Annotated in this window: 1 protein-coding gene; it reads left to right on the top strand. The window is 51.9% G+C overall.

Annotation, left to right across the window (positions count from 1 at the left end):
- On the top strand, window positions 1-231 hold a 231-nt coding region (locus CDA63_RS21160; RefSeq protein ID WP_206780476.1), incomplete at its 5' end, for a hypothetical protein.
- Window positions 232-241: the final 10 nt, after the last annotated feature.

A 241-nucleotide genomic window follows, 5' to 3' on the forward strand; every position in this document is an offset into this window, starting at 1 on the left:
GCACCGTCATACTCGTGGCCTTTGATGGGGGGGGTGAAGAAATCCAGTTTGCCACCCGGTTGGGAGCCTTTTATAATGAAGGCTCTTAGGTCGTCTGAAGGCAATATGGCCAAGGGTGGAATACACACCAGGCTTTATTTGGGCACCGTCATACTCGTGGCCTTTGATGGGGGGGGTGAAGAAATCCAGTTTGCCACCCGGTTGGGAGCCTTTTATAATGAAGGCTCTTAGGTCGTCTGAA

It is taken from the genome of Hymenobacter amundsenii (assembly GCF_002204745.1).
GTDB lineage: Bacteria > Bacteroidota > Bacteroidia > Cytophagales > Hymenobacteraceae > Hymenobacter > Hymenobacter amundsenii.